General features: G+C 62.2%; 14 protein-coding genes. 3 read left to right on the top strand and 11 right to left on the bottom strand.

The genetic code is table 11. From position 1 onward, the window contains the following. A partial coding sequence (locus FGE05_RS20140) for an OprD family outer membrane porin (RefSeq protein WP_139647673.1) occupies window positions 1-223 on the top strand: 223 nt, incomplete at its 5' end. Between the two features lie 330 nt (window positions 224-553). On the opposite strand, the gene pcaC is transcribed toward FGE05_RS20140, so the two are convergent. From pcaC to pcaR, 11 genes are all read right to left on the bottom strand, one after another. Further along, window positions 554-946, bottom strand: coding sequence for a 4-carboxymuconolactone decarboxylase (gene pcaC, locus FGE05_RS20130; RefSeq protein ID WP_041021408.1), 393 nt, complete (start codon window positions 944-946; stop codon window positions 554-556). A 10-nt stretch (window positions 947-956) separates the two neighbouring features. Beyond that, window positions 957-1,757, bottom strand: a complete 801-nt coding sequence (gene pcaD / locus FGE05_RS20125; protein ID WP_139647668.1) for a 3-oxoadipate enol-lactonase — start codon at window positions 1,755-1,757, stop codon at window positions 957-959. A 12-nt stretch (window positions 1,758-1,769) separates the two neighbouring features. Beyond that, window positions 1,770-3,134 (bottom strand): 3-carboxy-cis,cis-muconate cycloisomerase, encoded by a 1,365-nt coding sequence (locus tag FGE05_RS20120; protein WP_139647666.1) that lies wholly within the window; start codon window positions 3,132-3,134, stop codon window positions 1,770-1,772. A gap of 58 nt (window positions 3,135-3,192) precedes the next feature. After that, on the bottom strand, window positions 3,193-4,488 hold the full coding sequence (locus FGE05_RS20115) for an MFS family transporter (RefSeq protein ID WP_139647664.1): 1,296 nt from the start codon (window positions 4,486-4,488) through the stop codon (window positions 3,193-3,195). A gap of 186 nt (window positions 4,489-4,674) precedes the next feature. Beyond that, window positions 4,675-5,241 carry a protocatechuate 3,4-dioxygenase subunit alpha gene (gene pcaG / locus FGE05_RS20110; protein ID WP_047701828.1) on the bottom strand — a complete coding sequence of 189 codons (567 nt, stop codon included), beginning with the start codon at window positions 5,239-5,241 and terminating at the stop codon, window positions 4,675-4,677. Window position 5,242: 1 nt separating this feature from the next. Continuing rightward, the gene (gene pcaH / locus FGE05_RS20105; protein WP_139647662.1) at window positions 5,243-5,947 is read right to left on the bottom strand and encodes a protocatechuate 3,4-dioxygenase subunit beta; all 705 of its coding nucleotides are present in this window, start codon (window positions 5,945-5,947) and stop codon (window positions 5,243-5,245) included. 38 nt (window positions 5,948-5,985) lie between these two features. Then, window positions 5,986-7,191, bottom strand: coding sequence for a 3-oxoadipyl-CoA thiolase (gene pcaF, locus FGE05_RS20100; RefSeq protein WP_175363769.1), 1,206 nt, complete (start codon window positions 7,189-7,191; stop codon window positions 5,986-5,988). Beyond that, window positions 7,188-7,967 (bottom strand): CoA-transferase subunit beta, encoded by a 780-nt coding sequence (locus FGE05_RS20095; protein WP_139647659.1) that lies wholly within the window; start codon window positions 7,965-7,967, stop codon window positions 7,188-7,190. The genes pcaF and FGE05_RS20095 overlap by 4 nt, the downstream gene beginning before the upstream one ends. Beyond that, complete coding sequence (locus FGE05_RS20090; protein WP_139647657.1) at window positions 7,964-8,824, bottom strand: CoA transferase subunit A; 861 nt, start codon at window positions 8,822-8,824, stop codon at window positions 7,964-7,966. The genes FGE05_RS20095 and FGE05_RS20090 overlap by 4 nt, the downstream gene beginning before the upstream one ends. A 289-nt stretch (window positions 8,825-9,113) precedes the next feature. Continuing rightward, complete coding sequence (locus FGE05_RS20085; RefSeq protein ID WP_139647655.1) at window positions 9,114-10,460, bottom strand: MFS transporter; 1,347 nt, start codon at window positions 10,458-10,460, stop codon at window positions 9,114-9,116. A 136-nt stretch (window positions 10,461-10,596) separates the two neighbouring features. Beyond that, window positions 10,597-11,439: a pca regulon transcriptional regulator PcaR gene (pcaR, locus tag FGE05_RS20080; RefSeq protein WP_024780244.1), complete on the bottom strand. Its 843-nt coding sequence runs from the start codon at window positions 11,437-11,439 to the stop codon at window positions 10,597-10,599. A 560-nt stretch (window positions 11,440-11,999) separates the two neighbouring features. Between pcaR and FGE05_RS20075 the strand changes: the two genes are divergently transcribed. Together FGE05_RS20075 and FGE05_RS20070 are read left to right on the top strand one after the other, a co-directional pair. Next, window positions 12,000-12,200 (top strand): hypothetical protein, encoded by a 201-nt coding sequence (locus FGE05_RS20075; protein WP_080686273.1) that lies wholly within the window; start codon window positions 12,000-12,002, stop codon window positions 12,198-12,200. 355 nt (window positions 12,201-12,555) lie between these two features. After that, window positions 12,556-14,031, top strand: a complete 1,476-nt coding sequence (locus FGE05_RS20070; RefSeq protein ID WP_139647652.1) for an inorganic phosphate transporter — start codon at window positions 12,556-12,558, stop codon at window positions 14,029-14,031. Window positions 14,032-14,263 lie beyond the last annotated feature (232 nt).

The following is a 14,263-nucleotide window of genomic DNA, read 5'->3' as shown; positions in this document are numbered from 1 at the left end:
GACCCTGATGAACCGCTACATCAGCGGCGACAACGTGCACACCGCCACGGTGGACGACGGCAAGGAATGGGGTCGTGAAAGCGAACTGGCGTACACCGTGCAGAGCGGTGCGTTGAAGAACCTCAATGTGAAATGGCGCAACTCGACGCTGCGGCGGGACTTCAGCACCAACGAGTTCGATGAGAACCGGTTGATTGTCAGCTATCCGATGAGTTTGTTGTAAGGCGGCTGGGGTGGGTCTGTCGTTCAGGTGGCGGCTGACCCACCGCCATCGCGAGCAGGCTCGCTCCCACAGAGGATGTGCGGTGTACGCAGAATCTGAACGCGACGCCAAACCACTGTGGGAGCCGAGCTTGCTCGCGATGGCGGCGGTACATCCAACCTCTATGCAAGCTGACCCACCGCTATCGCGAGCAGGCTCGCTCCCACAGGGGATTTGCGGTGTACGCAGAATCTGCATACTGCACTGAACCACTGTGGGAGCGAGCCTGCTCGCGATGGCGGTGGCACATTCAACATCTTCATCGACTGCCCCACCGGGATTACGATGAGCCTACTCTCGGGACTCGACACCCAACTCGTCCCAAACCGACTCGGCCAGGTGGAACGTGGCGTTGGCGGCAGGAATGCCGCAGTAGATGGCGCTCTGCATGATCACTTCCTTGATCTCGCCACGGCTCACGCCATTGTTGGCCGCGGCGCGCAGGTGCAGCTTGAGCTCTTCGTTGCGGTTCATGCCGATCAGCATGGCGATGGTGATCAGGCTGCGGGTGTGGCGCGGCAGGCCCGGACGGGTCCAGATGTCGCCCCAGGCGTGACGGGTGATCATCTCCTGGAATTCGCTGTTGAATTCGGTCAGGGCATTGAGGCTGCGATCCACATGGGCATCGCCCAGCACCGCGCGGCGGACTTGCATGCCTTCGTCGTAGCGTTGTTTCTCGTCCACAAAAAACTCCTCAGGCGCGACTGGAATCAAGCAGGAAATCCAGCACCCGCTCGCTGAACGCAGCGCCGGCCTGGACGTTGGACAGGTGCGCGGCATGGAACTCGGCATACTGCGCCCCGCTGACCCGCTCCTGGATAAAATGCCCGCCCGACGGCGGCGTCACTGCATCTTCGATACCGGCCACCACCAACAGCGGCACACGGATAGAGGACAATTGATCGCGAAAATCGGCATCGCGCACCGCGGCGCAGTTGGCGGCATACCCCTGGGGCGAGGTGGCGGCGAGCATGTCGGTGATTTTCCTCGCCGTGTCCGGGTTGGCCTGGGCGAATTCAGGGGTGAACCAGCGGGCAATCGAGGCATCGCGCAGCGCCACCATGGCCGCCTTGCCGTCACGCAGCACGGTTTCGATGCGCGGGTTCCACATCGAAGGATCACCGATCTTGGCCGCAGTGTTGCACACCACCAACTTGTGCAGTCGCTCGCCGGCATTGATGCCCAGCCATTGGCCGATCAGACCACCCATGGACAGCCCGCAGAAGTGCACCTTATCGATGTCCAGCGCGTCGAGCATCGCCAGCACATCGCGGCCCAATTGCTCGATGCTGTAGGGGCCTTCGGTGACCAGCGACTGGCCGTGACCACGGGTGTCGAAACGCAGCACGCGAAAGTGCTCGCTGAACGCCGCGATCTGCTCGTCCCACATGTGCAGGTCGGTGCCCAGGGAGTTGGACAACACCAGCACCGGCGCGTCTGGCCGGCCGTCAAAGCAATAGTTCAGTTCGCCGTCGGCGAGTTTGACGAATCCCACAACAATCTCCTTTCAGGCCTTCAAAGCCAGGTGTTCGGCCACTGCCCGGGCGACCCAGGTCTGGGCCTGGCCGAGGTAATGGGCGGGGTTGAGCAAATGATCGAGTTCGGCAGCGGACAGGTGCGCGCAAACCTGGGATTCGTCTCCCAGCACGTCGCGCAGGTGACGTTGTTCGGCCACGGCACGCTTGCAGCACTGCTCCAGCAAATGGTGCGCGGTGTCCCGTCCGACACGCTGGGCCAGGACGATGCTCACCGCTTCGGCCAGCACCAGGCCCTGGGTCAGTTCGAGGTTGCGGGCCATGCGCGCCGCATCCACCTCCAGCCCTTCGGCCAGCAGCCGCGCCTGTTGCAGGGCGCCGGACACCAGGCAGCAGATCTCCGGCAGGGTTTCCCATTCGGCATGCCAGAGGCCCAGGCTGCGCTCATGCTCCTGGGGCATCGCACTGAACAACGTCGACAACAAGCCAGGCACCCGTGTCGCCGCGCCGATCAGTACCGCCGCGCCCACCGGGTTGCGCTTGTGGGGCATGGTCGACGAACCGCCCTTGCCCGGTGCCGACGGCTCGAACGCTTCGCCGGCCTCGGTCTGCATCAACAGGCTGACGTCGCGGCCGAGCTTGCCCAGGCTGCCGGCGATCAGGCCCAGCACCGAGCCGAACTCCACCAACCGGTCGCGCTGGGTGTGCCAGGGCTGTTCCGGCAGACCCAGTCGCAGCTCGGCGGCCAGGGCTTCGGCGACCGGCAGCGCCTGTTCACCCAATGCGGCGAGCGTTCCGGAAGCACCGCCGAATTGCAGCACCAGCAAGCGCGGCTTGAGCTCCGACAGACGTTGGCGGCTGCGGCTGATCGCGCCCAGCCATCCGGCGATTTTCATGCCCAGGGTCACCGGTGTCGCATGCTGCAGCCAGGTGCGCCCGGCCAACGGCGTGGCGGCGTAGCGCTCGGCTTGTCGGGCCAGGATGGCGGCCAGTTGCGCCAGCTCGCCTTCGATCAGTTCCAGTGCCTGGCGCAGTTGCAAGACCAGGCCGCTGTCCATCACGTCCTGGCTGGTGGCACCCAGGTGCACGTACCGCTCGGCCTCGGCGTGCTCGCTGGCAATGCGTTTGCCCAAGGCCTTGACCAGCGGGATCGCCGAATTGCCGGCACTGGCAATCGCTTCGCCCAAAGCCGAAAAGTCGTACAACTGGGCGTGACAGGCAGCCTCGATGGGAGCCACCGCGTCCTGGGGGATCAGCCCTACCCGCGCCTCGGCCCTGGCCAGTGCCGCCTCGACGTCGAGCATGGCCTGCACCCGACCCGCATCGCAGAACACCTCGCGCATGTCGCGGGCAGTGAAGTAGGCATCGAACAGCTGATTGCCCGGTCGTTCGCTCATAAACAGTCCTTGGGTGCGCCGGCCTCACGGCCGGTCGCGGTGGGATCAAAGGAGTGGTTCAAAGATCGTGGTGCAAATACGTCGGCTGCTTCGGCAGGCGCAGGCTGAACAGAAACGCCACCACCATCATGATCGTGACGTACCAGTAAAAGGCGTTTTCCATGCCCTGGGCTTTCAGACTCAAGGCAACGTACTCCGCCGAGCCGCCAAAAATCGCATTCGCCACCGCGTAGGCCAACCCTACCCCCAGCGCCCGCACTTCGGGTGGAAACATTTCAGCTTTTACCAGGCCGCTGATGGAGGTGTAGAAGCTGACGATTGCCAGTGCCAGGGTAATCAGGACGAACGCCAGGAACGGGCTGCTGATGCTTTTGAGGGTCAGCAGGATCGGCACCGTACACACAGCCCCCAATGCGCCGAACCAGAGCATGGAATTGCGGCGACCGATCTTGTCCGCCAGCATGCCGAACAGCGGTTGCATGCACATGTAGAGAAACAGTGCGCCGGTCATGATGTAACTGGCGGTCTTGGCATGCAGGCCAGCGGTGTTCACCAGGTATTTCTGCATGTAGGTGGTGAAGGTGTAGAAAATCAGCGAACCGCCGGCGGTGTAGCCCAGCACGGTGATGAACGCGGCCTTGTGGTCGCGAAACAGCGCGGCGATGCTGCCGGCGTCCTTGTTCTCACGCATTTCCTTGCTGCTGGTTTCCTTCAGGGAGCGGCGCAGGAACAGGGAAATCAACGCCGCCACGGCGCCGACCACGAAGGGGATCCGCCAGCCATAGGCACGCAGTTCGTCTTCGTTGAGGAACTGTTGCAGGATCACCACCAACGATACGGCCAGCAGTTGCCCGCCGATCAACGTCACGTACTGGAATGAAGCGAAAAAGCCACGCTGGCCCTTGAGGGCGACTTCGCTCATGTAGGTGGCGGTGGTGCCGTATTCGCCCCCCACCGACAAACCTTGCAGCAAGCGGGCGAACAACAGCAACAGCGGCGCCCAGACGCCAATGTCCTTGTAGGTGGGCAGGCAGGCGATGAGCAACGAGCCGAAGCACATCATCAGCACCGAAATCATCATCGAGTTCTTGCGCCCGTGACGGTCCGCCACCCGGCCGAAAATCCAACCGCCGATCGGCCGCATCAGGAACCCGGCGGCGAAGACACCGGCGGTATTGACCAGTTGCACCGTGGGGTTGTCGGAAGGGAAGAAGGCCGGCGCGAAATAGATCGCGCAGAACGCATAGACGTAGAAGTCGAACCATTCGACCAGGTTGCCGGAGGAGGCGCCGACGATGGCGAAGATGCGCTTGCTGCGTTCTTCGCCGGTGTAGTGGCTGGTTAAGGTGGTCATGGGTTATTCACTCTTGGGGAATCGACAAAGTCTAGACACACTTCGTAACAGTCCCGTTCCTCAATTCGCGGTACCTGTGCTGGCGCCATCGCGGGCAAGCCTTGCTCCCACAGAGGCGTGCTCGCCCGGCAAGGAGGCGACACTGTGGGAGCAAAGCTTGCTCGCGATGCAATCTTGAGCACTCACTCAATAATCGAAGAACACCGTCTCGGCATCCGTCCCCTGCAGAATCACATTCCACTGGTACACGCCCGACGCATCGGGTTTGCTCACAATGGTGGCGCGGCGTTCTTCGGGGACGCAGGCCAGCAGCGGGTCGGCTTCGTTGGCCTGCTCGCCGTCGAAGTAGATACGCGTCAGCAGGTGCTTGACCAAGCCACGGGCAAAGACCAGTACTACCAGGTGCGGTGCCTGGGTTGTGCCGCCCAGGCCCGGCACGGTGCCCGGCTTGATGGTGGTGAACCGGAAGCGCCCCTCGGCGTCCACCGGCACCCGGCCGAACCCTTCGAAATTCGGGTCCAGAGGTTTGTCCTGATCGTCATCGGGGTGGGCGTATTTGCCGGCGGCGTTGGCCTGCCAGACCTCCAGCATCGCATCGTTGACGAACTCGCCGTTGCCGTCGATCACCTGCCCGGTGATCGCCACACGCTGGCCGAGGGTTTCGGCGACGGTCATGTCTTCGCGGTTCAGCCAGGTCAGGCCGATGTGGTAGTAAGGGCCAACGGTATGGGACGTGGTGGCGGTAAGCGTCATCTTATTTCTCCATCGGCGTGGCATCGCGGCCGCGCAAGACGATGTCCCAGCGATAACCGAGGGCGTAGTGAGGGATGGTTTTTTCCAGGTCGAAGCTGGCGATCAGGCGTTCCTTGGCACGGGTGTCCGGCACGCAGTTGTAGATCGGATCGTAGGCCAGCAGCGGGTCGCCGGGGAAATACATCTGCGTCACCAGGCGCGTCAGGATGCTCGGTCCGAACAACGAGAAATGGATATGCGCCGGGCGCCAGGCATTGTGGTGGTTGCCCCAGGGGTAGGCGCCGGGCTTGATGGTCTGGAACTGGTACCAGCCGTCGGCATCGGTGATGGCGCGACCGGTGCCAGTGAAATTCGGGTCCAGCGGCGCATCGTGTTTGTCGCGGTCGTGGTGATAGCGACCGGCGGCGTTGGCCTGCCAGATCTCCACCAGAATGCCCGGCACGGGATGGCCGTTCTCATCCAGCACACGTCCGTGAATGATGATCCGTTCCCCCAGTGGCTCGCCGGCATGCTGGGCGGTCAGGTCATTGTCCTTCTCCTGGACACGCTCGGCGCCGATGATCGGGCCGGTGATTTCCGACAGTGAATGAGGCAGGTGCACCAACGGCTTGGACGGCGAGCGCAGGTTGGTGGACTGATACGGCGGGTGCAGGTACTCCGGCTGGGTGCCCGCTTGGGGGCGACGGTAACCAGGCTTGTCAGTCATGAAGCATTCCTCGGTTTTCTTATGAGTAGTACGACGCGTCAGACGCGTTCGATCGCCAATGCCAGGCCCTGGCCGACGCCGACACACATGGTCGCCAAGCCTTTCTTGCCGCCGGTTTTTTCCAGATGATGCAGCGCCGTCAACACCAGTCGTGCCCCGCTCATCCCCAATGGATGCCCGAGCGCGATGGCGCCGCCGTTCGGATTGACCTGCGGCGCATCATCGGCCACCCCCAGTTCGCGCAGCACCGCCAGGCCCTGGCTGGCAAACGCTTCATTGAGTTCGATCACATCGAAATCGGCGACCGCCAGGCCCAGGCGCTCGATCAACTTGCGCACCGCCGGCACCGGGCCGATACCCATCACCCGTGGCGCCACGCCGGCACTGGCCATGCCCAGCACTTTGCCGCGGGGGGTCAGGCCGTGTTTTTTCACCGCTGCGGCCGAGGCCAGGATCAGTGCCGCCGCACCGTCGTTCACACCCGAGGCGTTGCCGGCGGTGACGGTCTTGTCCGGCCCGTTGACCGGCTTGAGTTTGTTCAAGGCCTCCAGTGTGGTGTCGGCACGGGGATGCTCGTCCTGCTCGACCACGGTTTCGCCTTTCTTGTGGGCAATGCGCACCGGTACGATTTCTTCGGCGAAAAATCCTGCGGCCTGGGCCGCCGCCGTGCGTTGCTGGCTGCGCAGGGCAAACGCATCCTGATCGGCGCGGGACACCGCGTAATCGTCCGCCACGTTATCGGCGGTCTGCGGCATTGCGTCCACGCCGTACTGGGCTTTCATCAATGGGTTGATGAAGCGCCAGCCAATGGTGGTATCTTCCAGTTTCATGTTGCGGGAAAACGCCGCATCAGCCTTGCCCATCACGAACGGCGCGCGGGACATCGATTCCACGCCGCCGGCAATGGCCAGTTCCATTTCGCCACTGGCAATGGCGCGGAACGCCGTGCCGATGGCGTCCATGCCCGAAGCGCAGAGACGGTTGAGGGTCACGCCGGGAATGCTCTCCGGCAACCCTGCCAGCAACAGCGCCATGCGCGCCACGTTGCGGTTGTCTTCGCCGGCCTGGTTGGCGCAACCGAGGAACACCTCGTCCACCGCGCTCCAGTCCACCGACGGGTTGCGCTCCATCAGTGCCTTGATCGGCACGGCCGCCAGGTCATCGGCACGCACGGCAGACAGTGCGCCGCCAAAGCGGCCGATGGGGGTTCGAATCGCATCACAGATATAGACGTCGCGCATCAGGCTTCTCCCGGTGCCTGGCCGTGGGCCGCAGCCGTGCGAGCTTCCAGGTCGCGCAGTGCGCGCAGTTCCACGTCAGTCGGTTCGGCGGTGGTGTGCACCTGGTCGGCGAAACGGATCGCCCACCCGGTGGCCGCAATGACTTGCTCGCGGGTCACGCCGGGGTGCAGTGAAGTGACCAAGAATTCATGGGTACCGGCTTCCGGCTCCATGATGCACAGGTCGGTGATGATACCCACCGGCCCCGCACCTGGCAGGCCCAGGCGCTTGCGCGAATCGCCGCCTTCGCCGTGACCGACCGAGGTGATGAAGTCCAGCTTATCGACGAAGGAGCGCGCCGACTGCTTGAGGATGATCAGCACGCTCTTGGCGGAACCGGCGATTTCCGGTGCACCGCCGGCGCCCGGCAGACGGACTTTTGGCTGATGGTAATTGCCCACCACCGTGGTGTTGATGTTGCCGAAACGGTCGACCTGGGCCGCGCCGAGGAAACCGACGTCGATACGCCCACCCTGCAGCCAGTAGCGAAAAATCTCACCGGTCGGTACGACGGTATCCGCCGTCTCAGCCAACTCACCGTCGCCAATGGACAGTGGCAACACGCTGGGCTTGGCACCGATCGGGCCGGACTCGTAGATCAGCACGACGTCCGGCGACGAGGTCAACCGCGCCAGGTTGGCCGCTTTCGATGGCAGGCCGATGCCGACGAAGCACACGGCGTTGTTCTTCAACCGACGGGCCGCGGCAACGGTCATCATTTCGTTGGTGGAGTACGTCATTGTTTCGCCTCCGAAGCGGCTGCCAGTTTGGCCTGCAATTCACTGAAATCCCGAGTGCCATGGATGTATTCGTCGATCCACGCGGTAAAGGCCCCACGGTCCCGGGCGATGGCGTCCCACGCCTGGTAGAAACGATTGTCACGCTCGGTGTAGCCATGAGCGTAGGACGGATGAGCACCACCGGGCACATGGCAGACCGCGCTCAGGGCCCAGGTCGGCAGGACGCAGGCATTCATCGGCGCGTTCAGGTCGTCGACGATCTCTTCCACGGTGACGATGCAGCGCTTGGCGGCCAGGGCGGCCTCTTTCTGCACACCGAGGATGCCCCACAACAACACGTTGCCCTTGCGGTCGGCTTTCTGGGCGTGGATCACGGTGACGTCGGGGCGCACCGAAGGCACTGCGGCCAGGACTTCACCGGTAAAGGGGCAGGTCACGCTTTTGATCAGCGGGTTGACCTTCGGCAGGTCGGAACCGGCGTAGGCCCGCAGCACGGCGAATGGCAAGCCGGAAGCGCCGGCGACGTAGGCGTTGGCCAGGTCGGCGTGGCTGTGCTCCTCGATCTCCAGGGGCTGCGGCCACTGTTTTTCCACGGCATCGCGCAGGCGGTGCAGCGAGCCCACGCCCGGGTTGCCACCCCAGGAGAAAATCAATTTGCGAGCACAGCCTGCGCCGATCAGCTGGTCATAGATCAGGTCCGGGGTCATTCGCACCAGGGTCAGGTCTTTCTTGCCCTGGCGAATGATTTCATGACCCGCCGCCGTCGGGATCAAGTGGGTGAAGCCTTCGAGGGCGACGGTATCGCCGTCGTTGACGAATTGCTTCACCGCGTCGTGCAGCGAAAGGATTTCAGCCATGGGCAGGCTCCCGTTTTCCAGTGGACCGATATGAAGAAAAAGGCGCGAGGTTCAGCGCCGGAGTGACTGAAGATTAAGCTGCGGGAAAAAGCCAAACAATCCGATAATCGACTGAGTGTTCGTTTATCGAACGGATTGTTGCTTGGCTATCGATTTACTTGGTCAATGAATTCCGGGTGGGAGCGAGCCTGCTCGCGATGGCGGTGTATCAGGCAATAGAATCGCTACTGATAGATGGCTATCGCGAGCAGGCTCGCTCCCACAGGGGTAAGGCGCTCAGGCCAGCGAGTCAGGTCGCATCCGCATGACTGACCACGCCTTTGATCACCACGGCCGCAGTCGCCAACGCGGCAGGAATGACCAGGGCGGTCAGCACCTGCTCGAAGTTCCAGCCCAGGCCCAGCAAAGTCGCCCCCATCCAGGCCCCGAGGATCGCGCCGAAACGACCGATGCCGAGCATCCACGACACCCCCGTGGCCCGGCCCTGGGTCGGGTAGAAACGCGCCGCCAGGGAAGGCATCGCCGATTGCGCGCCGTTGACGCACATGCCGGCCACCAGCACCAACGTCGCGAGCAACGTGATATGGCCCAGGCTCTGCCCTACTGCGTAGGCAAATATTCCGGCCATCAGGTAGAAAAAGCCGATGACCTTGTGGGGATTGAACCGATCCATCGCCCAGCCCACGCCCACTGCACTCAGGACGCCACCCAACTGGAACAGCGCGCCGATGAAAGCGGCCTGTTCCATGCTTGCGCCGCTGTCGCGCATCAGCGTCGGCAGCCAACTGGTCAACAGGTAAACGATCACCAGCCCCATGAAATAGGTCAGCCACAGCAACAATGTACCGGCGCTGTAGGTACCGGAGAAAATCACCGCGAGGACGTTTCGGGCCTTCACGGTTTTCTGCTCGGGGACACTGAAGCTGGCCGCCTGGGCAATGGTGGCTGGGTCGATCGGTGCCAGGGCCTTGCGTACCTTGTCGGTGCCACGATTGCGCACGAGCAGGTAGCGCGCCGACTCCGGTAGCCAGAACAGCAGCACCACCGCCAGGATCAATGGCAGGATCCCGCCGATCAACAGCAAGCTGTGCCAGCCGAACGTCGGGATCAGTTTGGCCGAGATAAAGCCGCCGCCGGCCATCCCCAGGTTGAATCCGCAGAACATGCTGGTCACCAGCAGGGATTTCTTGCGCTCCGGGGTGTATTCCGACAGCAAGGTGGTGGCATTCGGCATCCCTGCGCCCAACCCCAGGCCCGTCAGGAAGCGCAGCACCAGCAATTGCTCGACATTGGCGCTATAGGCCGACGCCAGGCTGAACGCACCGAACAGCACGACCGCACCCACCAGGACGACCTTTCGCCCGAAGCGGTCAGCCAGCGGACCGGAGCCCAGCGCGCCGAAGACCATGCCGATCAGCGCCGCGCTCATGACCGGGCCGAGGCTGGCGCGATCGATACCCCAATCCTGGGACAGGGCCGGGGCGATGAAGCCCATGGCCGCGGTGTCGAGGCCATCGAGGAAGACAATCAGGAAACAAAGGATCACCACCCGCCACTGATAGCGCGAAATGGGTTGTCCGTTGATGAAGGACTGCACGTCGAGGCAATGGCCTACGGAGGTCTGGGGCTGGTTCATCGTCTGTCTCATTATTATTGTGCCGGGCCCTACATGGGTGGGCCCGATCGCGCCGGATGACGCTGCCGCGACATTAATGAGGCCAGATAAACACCGTCAATTCACCCGAGACGTCTCTGTGCGTTTATCGAACAGCTTAAGCGAACAGTTGCGCGCTCAGGTCCCGGCTGGCCCCCAACAGACTGGGCAGGAACCGCTGCTCCAGTTCACTGCGGCTGACACGTCCGGCATGGGTACTGACATTCAGCGCCGCCACGACCTGGCCGGAAGCGTCATAGACCGGAACGGCAATGGCCCGCAGCCCCTGCTCCAATTCCTGATCGACGATGCACCAGCCCTGCAGTCGCACCTGCTGCAGGCATTCGAGCAGCGCCTCGGGGGTGTGCAATGTCCGGCTGGTCTTGGCCTGCAGATCGGCGTGGTCGAGGTAGTCACGCAGCGAAGCATCATCCAGGGCCGCCAGGAGAATCCTGCCCATGGAGGTGCAATAGGCCGGCAGGCGTCCACCGACGGACAGGTCCACGGAAATCAGCCGCTGGGTGGTGGCTGACCGGGCGATATAGAGAATGTCGTCACCTTCGAGCGTCGCCATGTTACAGGCCTCGTGCAGCTGTTCGCTCATGCGATCCAGGTACGGCTGGGCAGAAACCGCCAGCGGCGTCGACGACAGGTAGGCGTGGCCGAGGGTCAACACCTTGGGCAACAGCGAATAGGTGCGCCCGTCGGTGGTGGCGTAGCCGAGCTTGATCAACGTGTGCAGGCAGCGTCTGACCGCAGCACGGGGGATTTCGGTGCGATGGCTGATCTGCGCAATGGTCAGGTGCCGCTTGCGCTCCTGGAACGCCTGGACCACGGCCAGTCCGCGGGCCAGGGACGTCATGAAGTCCGGGTCGCCGGTCAGGGCCTGGATCCGTTTGGCCGGCGAGGCGACAATCGGTGGCGCGACTGAAGAGAAGGCGTTGCGCAGTTGGTCGTTCATGTCTGGTACTTCCCCGGCAGTGAGGGTTATTACAAACGGCGGCCAGCGGAACAACAAGGGCTGGCCATCAACACCGTTCGATTATCGAACCCTCGACCGATAATCGCAATCAACGAGACGCCTTCGGAATCGTCCGAGCGCTCAACGAATCCGACAATTAGTTTGAAGAGCGGCGTCAGGCACATTTGACTTTGAACAACGAGGTTGCAATATTGAACTTGTCGCCTTGAACGGCGCGAGGGTATCGGCACGGGTGGTATTGCTTGAAACGTAATTGCCATAAGTTGCACACGCAAATATGGGTACACACAACAATCCGCCCTTTAAATATTTCCCGATAGTGTTCTTCGGGTGGACCGCTATAATGCAACTCAGCGACGGTAAGGCCCATTGGCCTGCTCCGTCCTCAGGTGCCTGAAGCCCCATGGCCGCTTCCCCTGTATCGGCAACAACACGAAGCCCTGATGCTACGTCAGCTGTCAGCTCTGGTGCCGTGGCCGTCTGCGTGGATACATGCAGTGCGTATCACCAGATTCAATTTCACTTTGCTAGGTAATACTGTGACGAAAGACGAACTGCGCGCGGAACTTGAGCGCCAGGAACAACGTTACAAGGAAGTTTACGGTGGGGAAGTCACCACCTACGCCGCACAACCTGAACCGGAACGCAAACCCTGGCGTAAACGCGCCACTGTTCAGGACCAGGCCTTTTCCCAGGAACTTCAGAAAATGGAAAAGGAACTCAGGCCCGAAGAGCGATGACACGCTTTCCTTGAAAACGGTATCCGGTCGCCACCCAGACCGGACACCGCGGCTGGACGCCCGTCATGAGCGGGCCGCCCTCTCCTTCCGCCATGGGCTGGATGAAGCCGTGACTGACCTTCTTTTCAGATATTTCATACAAATTCCTGGCCCCCTGCCCAGCCTTGGCGTCTCTTGCTCGCCTGGCTTTTAACCCCCGGAATCAATGGGTTGCGCAGCCCTTGGAAAACCTGCTCCCGGAGGGTTTCCTACAAATTATTTCGTTGAAGAATGTTACCGATGAGCAGGCAATGCATCGATCAATGAGGTTTTCTGGCATAATCGCGCCCCCTTATGACCGGGTCAGAAAACCTTCATGATCGATTTATTCAGCGGACTGGATGCTTGGGTGCTTGTGAGCCTCTTGCTCGCCCTGGCTTTTGTCCTCGCCTTCGAGTTCATCAACGGCTTTCATGACACCGCTAACGCGGTTGCCACTGTTATCTACACCAAGGCGATGCCGCCGCACCTGGCGGTGTTCTTTTCCGGGGTGTTCAACTTCCTCGGCGTGCTGCTGGGCGGCGTTGGCGTGGCGTATGCCATCGTCCACCTGTTGCCCGTGGAGCTGCTGATCAACGTGAACACAGGACACGGGCTGGCGATGGTATTTTCGCTGCTCGCTGCGGCCATCACCTGGAACCTGGGTACTTGGTACTTCGGTATCCCGGCGTCCAGTTCCCATACGTTGATCGGTTCGATCCTCGGCGTGGGCCTGGCCAACGCGCTGATCAACGATATCCCGTTGGGCGACGGGGTGAACTGGCAGAAGGCGATCGATATCGGCGCCTCCCTGGTGTTCTCCCCCATGGCCGGCTTCCTGGTTGCAGCCCTGGTGCTGATCGGCCTGAAATGGTGGCGTCCGCTGTCGAAGATGCACAAGACACCGGAACAGCGCCGCAAGATCGACGACAAGAAGCACCCTCCGTTCTGGAATCGCCTGGTGCTGGTGATTTCGGCCATGGCCGTCAGCTTCGTCCACGGCTCCAACGACGGCCAGAAAGGCATCGGCCTCATCATGCTGGTACTGATCGGTATCGTGCCCGCGCAGTTCGTACTCGACCTGAGCAGTACCACCTACCAGATCGAGCGCACCCGTGACGCGACCCTGCACCTGAGCCAGTTCTACCAGCGCAACAGCGAATCCCTGGGTGAATACCTGGCGCTGGGCAAAAGCGTGCCGGGCGATCTGCCGGAGAAATTCCGTTGCAACCCGCAGCAGACCGAACCCACCATCAATGCGCTGCTCGACACCCTCAAAGGCGTGGCCGACTACCATTCGCTGCCGTCGGAAAGCCGCATCGAGATTCGTCGCTACCTGCTCTGCCTGGACGACACGGCCAAGAAGGTCGGCAAGCTGCCAAACCTGGCAGCCCGTGAAAAAGACGACCTGAACAAGCTGCGCAAGGACCTGACCGCCACCACCGAATACGCCCCGTTCTGGGTGATCCTGGCCGTCGCCCTGGCGCTGGGCCTGGGCACCATGGTTGGCTGGAAGCGTGTGGTGCTGACCATCGGCGAGAAAATCGGCAAGCAGGGCATGACCTACGCCCAGGGCATGTCGGCGCAGATCACCACCGCGTGCATGATCGGCCTGGCCAACGTCTTCAGCCTGCCGGTATCCACCACCCACGTGCTGTCTTCCGGCGTGGCCGGCACCATGATCGCCAACAAGAGCGGCCTGCAAGGCGGCACGGTACGCAACATCCTGCTGGCCTGGGTGCTGACCCTGCCGGCGACGGTGGCGCTCTCGGCCGGGTTGTTCTGGTTGGCTTCCAAGGCCCTGGGCAGCTGATTCCAGCAGCTCACAAAAAAGGTGCAATCCTTGCGGATCGCACCTTTTTTTATGCCCGGAACACTGGCCCTGTGGGAGCAAAGCCTGTGGGAGCAAAGCTTGCTCGCGACGAAGGCACCTCGATTTACAGACCGTGTTTCAATTCATCGCGAGCAAGCTTTGCTCCCACCGGCTCGAACAGGGCTTCGGTGTATGGGCAAGAATCTGGCACAAAAAAAAGGGCGACCGAAGT

Source organism: Pseudomonas sp. ICMP22404 (assembly GCF_006227205.1).
Lineage (GTDB): Bacteria > Pseudomonadota > Gammaproteobacteria > Pseudomonadales > Pseudomonadaceae > Aquipseudomonas.
The sequence above is the reverse complement of the archived record's forward strand: the minus strand, read 5'-3'. Positions and strand labels throughout refer to the sequence as shown.